This window comes from Cellulosimicrobium sp. CpK407, assembly GCF_051844275.1.
GTDB classification, from domain to species: Bacteria; Actinomycetota; Actinomycetes; order Actinomycetales; family Cellulomonadaceae; genus Cellulosimicrobium; species Cellulosimicrobium cellulans_G.
Window position 1 is genome coordinate 1 of sequence record NZ_JBGNYC010000087.1, and the last position, 7,790, is coordinate 7,790.

The 7,790-nt window shown below is 73.2% G+C and carries 5 protein-coding genes; 2 read left to right on the forward strand and 3 right to left on the reverse strand.

Features of this window, described 5'->3' with window-relative positions; genetic code table 11:
• Nucleotides 1-233: 233 nt before the first annotated feature.
• Complete coding sequence (locus tag ABWU78_RS20705) at nucleotides 234-2,051, reverse strand: AMP-dependent synthetase/ligase (RefSeq protein WP_439159369.1); 1,818 nt, start codon at nucleotides 2,049-2,051, stop codon at nucleotides 234-236.
• Nucleotides 2,052-2,156: 105 nt separating this feature from the next.
• Between ABWU78_RS20705 and ABWU78_RS20710 the strand changes: the two genes are divergently transcribed.
• The gene (locus tag ABWU78_RS20710; RefSeq protein WP_439159370.1) at nucleotides 2,157-2,507 is read left to right on the forward strand and encodes a chorismate mutase; all 351 of its coding nucleotides are present in this window, start codon (nucleotides 2,157-2,159) and stop codon (nucleotides 2,505-2,507) included.
• Between the two features lie 164 nt (nucleotides 2,508-2,671).
• Complete coding sequence (locus ABWU78_RS20715; RefSeq protein ID WP_253051233.1) at nucleotides 2,672-3,871, forward strand: baeRF2 domain-containing protein; 1,200 nt, start codon at nucleotides 2,672-2,674, stop codon at nucleotides 3,869-3,871.
• Nucleotides 3,872-3,954: 83 nt separating this feature from the next.
• Here ABWU78_RS20715 and valS read toward each other — a convergent pair whose 3' ends face one another.
• On the reverse strand, nucleotides 3,955-6,762 hold the full coding sequence (valS, locus tag ABWU78_RS20720; RefSeq protein WP_439159371.1) for a valine--tRNA ligase: 2,808 nt from the start codon (nucleotides 6,760-6,762) through the stop codon (nucleotides 3,955-3,957).
• Nucleotides 6,763-6,826: 64 nt separating this feature from the next.
• On the reverse strand, nucleotides 6,827-7,645 hold the full coding sequence (locus ABWU78_RS20725) for a hypothetical protein (protein ID WP_439159372.1): 819 nt from the start codon (nucleotides 7,643-7,645) through the stop codon (nucleotides 6,827-6,829).
• Nucleotides 7,646-7,790: the final 145 nt, after the last annotated feature.

The following is a 7,790-nucleotide window of genomic DNA, read 5'->3' on the forward strand; positions in this document are numbered from 1 at the left end:
GGAGCCGCGAGGAACGAGCGGCGGATGGTAGACGCGGCACCACTACCCACCCCGACCACCCAAGGTGACCAGACCGCCGTCGGGCAGGACCACGGCCTTTACCTCGCGTGACCAGGGCTCTACCTCGGCGGACCAGGGCTCTACTTCGCGTGACCAGGGCTCTACCTCGCGCGGTCTCGGGTCTGCTTCGGCCGGCCAGGGTTCTGCCTCGGTGGATGGCAGGCCTTGCCTGGTCAGGCGTCGGCGCCCACCTTCGCGCCGTAGAGGGTGTCGATCGTGTCGGCGAAGTCCTTGATGACGAGACCGCGCTTCACCTTGAGGGACGGCGTGAGGTAGCCGTTCTGCTCGGTGAAGTCCGAGGTCAGCACGGTGATCTTCCGGATCGACTCGGCGCGGGAGACGGCCTCGTTCGCGTGCGCGACGGCGCGGTCGAGCGCGGCGAGGACGTCGGGGTCCGTGGCGGCGGCGTCGACGTCCATGGGCGGCAGGGCGTGGGTCGCGAGCCAGCCCGGGAGCATCTCGGCGTCGAGCGTGACGAGGGCGCCGATGAAGGGGCGCTGGTCGCCCACGACGACGACCTGGCTCACGAGCGGGTGGGCGCGCAGGCGGTCCTCCAGCACCGCCGGGGCGACGTTCTTGCCGCCGGCGGTGACGATGATCTCCTTCTTGCGGCCGGTGATGCGCAGGTAGCCGTCGTCGTCGAACGCGCCGAGGTCGCCGGTGCGGAACCAGCCGTCCTGGAGCGCCTCGGCGGTGAGCTCGGGCTGGTTGCGGTAGCCGCGAAAGACGTGGTCGCCCTTGACGAGCAGCTCGCCGTCGTCGTCGATCCGCAGCGAGGTGCCGGGGAACGCGGGCCCGACGGTGCCGATCTTGGTGAGGCCGGGCAGGTTCACGGCGGTGGGGGCCGTCGTCTCGGTGAGGCCGTAGCCCTCGAGGATGCGCAGCCCGACGCCGCGGTAGAAGTGGCCGAGCCGCTCGCCGAGGGGAGCGCCGCCGGAGATCGAGTACGTGAGCTGCCCGCCCATCGCGGCCCGGAGCGTCGAGTAGACGAGCCGGTCGGCGACGGCGTGCTGCGCGCGCAGCCCGAACGACGGTCCGCCCGCGGTGTCGAGCGCGCGCGACCACGTGATCGCGACCTTCGCGGCCCAGTGGAAGATCTTGCGCTTGGCGCCCGTCCCGGTCTTCTGCTCGGCCGTGTTGTAGACCTTCTCGAAGACGCGCGGCACGGCGAGCAGGAACGTCGGGCGGAACGTCCCGAGGTCGGCGACGAGGTTCTTGGTGTCCCACGAGTGCGCGAGCACGGCGTTCGACGCGACTACGACGACCTGGATGAAGCGCGCGAAGACGTGGGCGAGCGGCAGGAACAGGAGGGTGCGCGCGCCGTCGGAGTCGAGGATCTCGGCGAGGCCGGCGCGGCCGTTCAGCGCGAGGTGGACGAAGTTCCGGTGCGTGAGCTCGACGCCCTTGGGGCGCCCGGTCGAGCCGGAGGTGTAGATGACCGTCGCGAGGTCGTCGACCCGCTGGGCGGCGCGACGGCGGTCGACCTCCTCGGCGGGGACGTCAGCGCCTGCGGCGCGCAGGGCGTCCACGGCGCCGTCCTCGACGACGAGCACGTCCTCCAGGGCGGGCAGGCGGTCCCGCACGGACGCGACCTCGGCGGCGTGGGAGGCGGTCTCCACGACGGCGAGCCGCACGGCGGCGTCCGACAGGATCCAGTGCACCTGCTCGGCCGACGACGTCTCGTAGACGGGCACAGGGACGGCGCCCACGGCCCACGCCGCGAAGTCGAGGAGGGTCCACTCGTAGCGTGTGCGCGACATGATCGCGACGTGGTCTCCCGGCTCGATGCCGCGGGCCACGAGGCCGCGCGCGACGGCGACGACGTCCGCCTCGAACTCCTGCGCGGTGACGGGCTCCCACGGGCCGTCCGCGGTGGTCCGGCGCTCGACGAGCGTCGCGTGGGGTCCACGGGCGACACGGTCGGTGAGGAGGGTGCTGATGGTCGCCGTGGGGGAGACCTCGACGAGGCTCGGCGACGCGTGTTCCGTCATGGGACTCTCCGCTGAGTGGGACGGCAGGTAGGGACGGCGTGACACTTTACTCCGTACTCCGAGTATCGCGTTCCTCGGGTCGCCGGGCGCGCCTAGGATCAGTGGGTGACGAACCCGCCCGGCCCCGCTGCCGTCCCCGCCGAGATCCTCATGCTGCGCGACAGCATCGACAACATCGACGCCGCGCTCATGCACCTGCTCGCGGAGCGGTTCAAGTTCACGCGCCGGGTCGGGGAGCTCAAGGCGCAGGGAGGGTTGCCGCCGGCCGACCCCGACCGGGACCGGCAGCAGATCGCGCGCCTCACCGGGATCGCCGACGCCGCGGGCCTCGACCCCGAGTTCGCGGAGCAGTTCCGCGAGTTCATCGTCCGCGAGGTCATCCGCCACCACGAGCGGATCGCCGCGGAGCACGCCGCGTCGGGCGAGGGCACGCCCGTCCTCGACACCTACTCCTGACGGCGTCCTGACCGTCGGCGTCCGCCGGGTCCTGCCCGACGCGCGGTGGCGACGCGGGTCGATCTGACCGACCCTGGAGGGGTCCCAGGGTGGGCCCCGGCGTCGGCACGACCTGCGCGCCGGGCGGCCCGCCCGCCACGCCGACGGACGCTAGAGGTGTTCGCATGAAGATCGATTGGCTCAAGCCCCTCCTCGGCCACCCGGGCCCCTTCGCGACGGTGTACATCGACGCGACGCGGGCCAACGAGGCCGGGGACCGCGAGGTCGAGAACCGCTGGAAGGGCGTGCGGCGCACGCTGCGCCAGGAGGGCGCGCCCGACGCCGTCCTCGACGACCTCGAGGAGGTGGTGCTGCGGCCGACGCGGGTCGGGGGCACCCACGGGCGTGTGCTGATCGCGGACGACACGGGCGTGCTGGTCGACCGCGTCGTCAAGGACCCGCCGGCGCTCACGAAGGGGTCGTGGGGCCCCGTCCCCGCGCTGCTCCAGGCGGCGCGCGCCGCGGACGAGTCGGTGGACTACGTGCGGGTCGTCGTCGACCGCCAGGGCGCGGACCTCACGTGGTCCGTCGCGGGGGGACACCTGCCGTACGCGGAGCCGGAGTCGGTCGAGGGCGGCCACGACGTCATCAACAAGGTCCGGACCGGCGGCCTGTCCCACAAGCGCATCGAGTCGCGCGCGGAGGACTCGTGGGAGCGCAACGCCGAGGCGGTGGCCGCCGAGCTGGAGCGCCAGGCGGCGGAGTACCGCCCCGAGCTCGTGCTCCTCACCGGGGACGTGCGCGCCGTCCCCCTCGTACGCGGAGCGCTCGGTCGTGCGACGGCGGAGCTCGTCGTCGAGGTCCCGGGCGGCGGTCGAGGCCCGGGCATCAACGAGGCCGCGTTCGAGGCGAACGTCGCCGACGCGCTCGACAGCTTCCGCGAACGACGGCGCGAGAAGGTCCTCGCGGAGTTCCGTCAGGAGCAGGGGCGCGAGTCGGGTGCCGTGACGTCCGTCGAGGACGTCGTGGCGGTCCTCGCGCGCGGGCAGGTCAAGGAGCTCGTCCTGGCCGACGAGTACGGCCAGGACGCGGCGCTCGACGGCCGCTCGCTCTGGATCGGGCCGAGCCCGATGCACATCGCCGCGTCCAAGGAGGAGATCCAGGACCTGGGCGTCACCGAGGGCCTCGAGAAGCTCCCCGCGACGGTCGCGCTCGTCCGTGCCGCGGTGGGCCAGGACGCCGGCCTGACGTTCGCGCCCGAGGGCAGCGTCGAGCTCATCGAGGGCGTCGGCGCGACCCTGCGGTGGGCCGACGAGGGCACGCCGCGCGAGGTCGCGGCGACGATGTCCGGCGACGACGCCAGGCTGCGCGGCGAGATCATCTGACCCGCCGGCCGCTGTGGGCATGGAACGGGCCCGGTTCTGACCGCAGAACCGGGCCCATTCCATGCCCACGACAGGTGGGGGAGTCAGGACTTCTTGCGGGCCTCGGGCTCGCCGAGCTCGGAGGAGACGACGACGATCCCGCCCTGGACGGCCGGGTCGCCCTGGCCCTCCGTGGCCGCGACGAGGTCGAGCGTGCCGGTGACGCGCCCGCCGTTGCGGACGTCGACGACCGATGCCTCGACGCCGGCGAGCGACGCGGCCGGGACGGCGACCTGCGCCGCGAGGATCGGCGTGCGCATCGAGACCTTCGCCTCGGACTTGACCTTGCGCAGCGCGGCGAGCGCGTGGCCCGCGGCCGTGAGCACGGCCGGGTCGGCGTCGCCGGCCGCCGAGCGCGCGACGTCGGACGTCGGCCACGGCGCGCGGTGGATCGATCCCTCCGACGCGCGCCACCACGACCAGACCTCCTCGGTCGCGAACGGCACGAACGGCGCGAAGAGACGCAGGAGCGTGTCGAGCGCGATCGCGAGCGCGACGCGCGCGGACCGGGTCTCGGCCGAGACGTCGGACGCCGCGGCGCCGGCGCCGTACGCGCGGTCCTTGACGAGCTCGAGGTAGTCGTCGCAGAACGTCCAGAAGAACGTCTCCGTGGTCTCGAGGGCGCGCGTGTGGTCGTACGCCTCGAACGCCTCGGTCGCCTTCTCGACGACGGACGCGAGGCCGGCGAGCATCGCACGGTCGAGCGTCTCGGTGACGAGCGCGGGGTCGAGGACGATCTCGCCGGTCCCGGTCTCGGCGTCCACGCCGAACGACAGCGCGAACTTTGACGCGTTGAGGATCTTGATGGCGAGGCGGCGCCCGATCTTCATCTGCCCGACCTCGAACGCCGCGTCGGTGCCCAGGCGAGCCGAGGCGGCCCAGTACCGCACCGCGTCGGAGCCATGCTCCTCCAGCAGGCCCATGGGCGTGACGACGTTGCCCTTGGACTTCGACATCTTCTTGCGGTCGGGGTCGAGGATCCAGCCCGAGATCGCGGCGTTCTTCCACGGCAGCGAGCCGAACTCGAGGTGCGAGCGCACGACGGTCGAGAAGAGCCAGGTCCGGATGATGTCCTGGCCCTGCGGGCGCAGGTCCATGGGGAACACGCGCTCGAACAGGTCGGGGTCGACCTCCCAGCCACCGGCGATCTGCGGCGTGAGCGACGACGTCGCCCAGGTGTCCATGATGTCGTTCTCGCCGACGAACCCGCCCGGCACGCCACGCTGGTCCTCCGTGTACCCGGCGGGCACGTCGGACGACGGGTCGACGGGCAGGACGTCCTCGGACGGGACGATGGGGTGGTCGTGGTCGACCTCGCCCGACTCCAGCACCGGGTACCACAGCGGGATCGCGACGCCGAAGAAGCGCTGGCGCGAGATGAGCCAGTCGCCGTTGAGGCCGCCGACCCAGCTCTCGTAGCGCACGCGCATGAAGTCGGGGTGGAACGCGAGGTCCTTGCCGCGGGTCAGCAGCTCCTGGCGCAGGTCGCGCGTCGTGCCGTCGGCCGTCGTCCAGTCGCGGCCGCCGTTGCGGATGTACCACTGGCGCGACGTGACGATCTCGAGGGGCTTGTCGCCCTTCTCGAAGAAGTTCGCCTTGCGCTGGGTCGGCACGGGCTCGCCGTCGAGGTCGCCCGCGTCGCGCAGCGCGTCGACGACGACCTGGCGCGCCGAGAACGTCGTCTTGCCCGCGAGCTCGGCGAACACGCCCTGGCCGGCGTGCGACGTGATCCAGTCCGGCGTCTCGCGCGTGATGCGGCCGTCGCGCGTGATGATCGACCGCGTCGGGAGCTGCAGCTCGCGCCACCACTGCACGTCGGTGAGGTCGCCGAACGTGCAGCACATCGCGATGCCCGCGCCCTTGTCGCGCTCGGCGGCGGGGTGGGCGAGGACGGGCAGCTCGACGTCGAACAGCGGCGAGCGCACCGAGGTGCCGAACAGGTGCTGGTACCGCTCGTCGTCGGGGTGCGCGACGAGCGCCACGCACGCCGCGAGCAGCTCGGGGCGCGTGGTCTCGATGAAGACGGGTGCGCCGTCGTCCGGGGTGCCCGGCGCGACGCGGTGGAACGCGACCTTGTGGAAGTGCCCAGGGTAGTCGCGCGCCTCGAGCTCGGCCTGCGCGACCGCCGTCTGGAACGTCACGTCCCACAGCCCGGGGGCCTCCGCCTGGTACGCCTCGCCGCGCGCGAGGTTGCGCAGGAACGCACGCTGCGCCGCGGTGCGGGACCGCGCGTCGATCGTCTGGTAGTGCTGCGCCCAGTCGACCGAGAGCCCGAGCCGGCGCCACAGCGCCTCGAACTGCTTCTCGTCCTCGGCAGTCAGTCGCTCGCACAGCTCGATGAAGTTGCGGCGGCTCACCGGCACCTGGTCGGCGGCCTTGACCGACTTGCCCTCGCCGCCCTCGTGCGGGGGCTCGAAGCCCTCGACGTAGGGGAGCGTCGGGTCGCAGCGCACGCCGTAGTAGTTCTGCACGCGGCGCTCGGTGGGCAGGCCGTTGTCGTCCCAGCCCATCGGGTAGAACACCTCGAGGCCGCGCATGCGCTGGAAGCGCGCGACGACGTCCGTGTGGGTGTAGGAGAAGACGTGGCCCACGTGCAGGGAGCCGGAGACCGTCGGCGGCGGGGTGTCGATGGAGAAGACCTGCTCGCGGGTCCTGGAGCGGTCGAACGCGTACGTCCCCTGCTCGGCCCAGCGGGCGTCGTAGGTCTCCTCGAGCCCGTCGAGGCTCACCCGGTCGGGTACTCCCGCGACCACCGCGCGGACGACGTCGCCGGCTACGTGGCCGGCGGAGGAGGTCGTTGCTGCCGTGGCATCGGCCGCGCCCGTCGGCGCGTTCGTCGGGAAGTCGCTCATGGTCGCCCATTCTCCCAGATCTCGGGGCCGCTCCCGACGGCGTCTCGCGTCCCGGCCGCCGTCGTCACCGGGTGCCGGAGGCGGCGCCCGGGGCGCCGGTCCCGTCCGCGCCGGACAGGCGTCCGGCCAGGTCCGTGGCCGTCCCCAGGAGGCGTTCCCAGACCGCCGGGTCGAGGAGGTCGAGCGGGCGTTCGCTGTACAGGAAGAGCCGGTCGCCGGACACCTCCGCCGCGAGCGGCAGGGGTCCGCGGACGAGCGTCTCGACGACCTCCGGGGTGAAGACGGCCCGTGCGGTGCCCGTCGGGGACCGCACGGGCCCGTAGGCGCGGTGGCGGTCGCCGAACGGGCCGTCGACCGGCAGCTCCCACACGCGCTCGACGCCCCGCGGAGCCCGGGCGCCCCGCAGGCCCCGGGCGGGTGCCGTCTCCACGACGACGTGGGGGAGGGCGCGGTCGAGGCCGACCATGGCATAGGTGAACTCGAACGGCTCGCCGTTGCGGTAGCCGGCGCTGTAGGTGTAGGTCGCGACCTCGACCGGGTGGCGACCGCGGGTGCGGACCACGTTCCAGGCGACGCGGAGGATGCCCAGCCGGAACGCCCCGCTGGGCAGCTCCGGATCGTCGACCCGCGCCTCGAGGTCGAACCCGTTCGCCGCGGCGAACCGGCTCAGGCGGTAGGCCCGCTCGTGGTCCCGGACGGACGAGCCCCGCACGCCCCGGGCGACGAGGAGCCCGACGGCGACGAGGCCGACCGCCACGAGCCCGACGGCGACCCCGGAGGAGACTCCGGCGGCGACGAGCCCGAACACGACGAGGGCGAGGACGGCGCCGACGACGAACACCGCGAGGGCGAGGAGGAGAGCGAGGAAGGCGGTTCCGAGCACCCTGGCGAGCACCCGGGACGTCACCGAGGATCGCGTGAGCGCTCGCGCCGCGCGCGCCCGGCGCCGGACCTCCCGGTGGTGTGCGCGCACCACCGCGCGGGCCCCCGGCCCCACAAAGGCTCGCGTTTCGAAGGTCGTACGGGGC